Origin of the sequence: Elstera litoralis (assembly GCF_000963705.1) — a bacterium.
Lineage (GTDB): Bacteria > Pseudomonadota > Alphaproteobacteria > Elsterales > Elsteraceae > Elstera > Elstera litoralis.
The window spans coordinates 1-1684 of the sequence record NZ_LAJY01000480.1 but is presented as its reverse complement, the minus strand read 5'-3'; the positions used below and the strand labels follow the sequence as shown (position 1 = coordinate 1684).

The 1684-nt window shown below is 57.8% G+C and carries 3 protein-coding genes; all 3 read left to right on the top strand.

Features of this window, described 5'->3' with window-relative positions; genetic code table 11:
- Positions 1-272 (top strand): translation initiation factor IF-3 (infC, locus tag VZ95_RS16090; protein WP_045776763.1); only part of this gene is annotated, 272 nt, incomplete at its 5' end.
- Between the two features lie 13 nt (positions 273-285).
- On the top strand, positions 286-1263 hold the full coding sequence (locus VZ95_RS16085) for a magnesium transporter CorA family protein (protein WP_045776762.1): 978 nt from the start codon (positions 286-288) through the stop codon (positions 1261-1263).
- A 32-nt stretch (positions 1264-1295) separates the two neighbouring features.
- The coding region (locus tag VZ95_RS16080; RefSeq protein WP_045776761.1) for an SPFH domain-containing protein at positions 1296-1684 on the top strand (389 nt) is incomplete at its 3' end.

The following is a 1684-nucleotide window of genomic DNA, read 5'->3' as shown; positions in this document are numbered from 1 at the left end:
AGCAAAAAATCATCGAAGTGAAGGAAATCAAACTTCGCCCGATGATCGATGATAATGATTATGCCGTTAAAATGCGGGCCATGATTAAATTCATCAACGAAGGGGACAAGGTTAAAGTCACCCTGCGCTTCCGTGGCCGCGAGTTGGCCCATCAGGAATTGGGAATGCAAGTGCTGGTTCGCGTTCGCGACGATCTCGATGAGATTGCGAAAGTGGAACAGATGCCCAAGATGGAAGGCCGACAGATGATTATGGTAATGGCGCCCCGTTAGGCGCCATTTCTTTATGCTCACCGCTTATGGCATCGCCGATACTCGGCTGACCCCGCTCCCCACCCTGCCGACCGAGGCGGGAGCGGTGCGATGGGTTGATTTGCACAATCCGACCCCCGACGAAGAAAAAGCCACCGAAGCGCTGCTGGGCATCGATATTCCCACAGCGGAAGACCGCCGCCCCGTGGAAGAATCGGCGCGGCTGTATCGGGAGAAGGGGGCTTTGGTGATGACCGCCGTCATCATTACCGGCGTCGCCGAAGGCCAACCCTTACGCACGCAGATCACCTTCGTCTTGACCGAGAAGACGCTGGTTACAGTGCGCCGCGCCGATCCGCTGCCGCTACGCACTTTCGTTGCCCGCGTCTGCACGCTGCCGCCGGAAGATATCGCGCCGGAAGCCCTGCTGGTCGGGCTGCTGGAAGCGATTCTAGAACGCGCGGCGGATGTGCTGGAGCGGGTTGCCGCCGATCTCAACGAAGTCTCCTTGCGGCTCTTCTTCAAGAACACCGACCAGAAGAAATCGCTGAAATTGGAAGAGCAAATGCAGGCGCTACTGCGCCGCCTCGGCCGCAAACGCCGCATTGCCGCCCTCTTGCGCGAAAGCCTGTTCAGTTTCGACCGGCTGGTACCCTTCCTGATCGAACAATCGGGCGCGGAGATCACCGCCGACTGCCGCACGCGGCTCACGCTGCTGCTGCGCGATATCCGCTCGCTCACCACCTTCGAGGCGCAGCTTTCCGCCGAAGTCAGCTATCTGCACGAAGCCGCCATAGGGCTGATTACCCTGGAGCAGAACCAGATCGTCAAAGTCTTCTCGATCCTCGCCGTGCTGTTCCTGCCGCCCACCTTGGTCGGATCTATCTACGGCATGAATTTCGATTTCATGCCGGAGCTGCATTGGCGCTTCGGTTATCTCTTCTCCCTCGGACTCATGTTAGCCTCAGCGCTGGTGCCGTTTTTTTGGTTACGGCGACGGGGATGGCTCTAGGCCAATAAGTTTTTCCGCGAAGGACGCGCCCGATGAATCTCCTCAGTCTTCCGTTCGCGCCGCTGCTGATTATCCTTGTCGTTCCGCTCGCCATTCTGCTGTTCACCATGATTTTTCAGGTGCAGCAGAACGAGGTGCGCACGGTCACGCGCTTTGGCCGTTTTGTGCGCATTGCGCCAGCGGGCCTCAACATCAAACTGCCCGCGCCGTTTGAGCAGCTTGATAAGCGGATTAATTTCCGAGTGTTTTCGATCGCCGTCTCCCAACAGATTCGCTCCAAAGACAATTTGTTCATGACGCTGTCGGCGAGCGTGCAAACCTCCGTGACCAATAGCCGCGAGAGCATTATCGCGGCGGCCTATAGCGTCGACAATGTCGATGAAATGCTGGCGGGTTTCGTGATGGACGCGATGCGCTCCGT

Coding starts and splice junctions, on each gene's coding strand:
- VZ95_RS16085 (WP_045776762.1), top strand. CDS start 286: ATGCTCACCGCTTATGGCATCGCCGATACTCGGCTGACCCCGCTCCCC.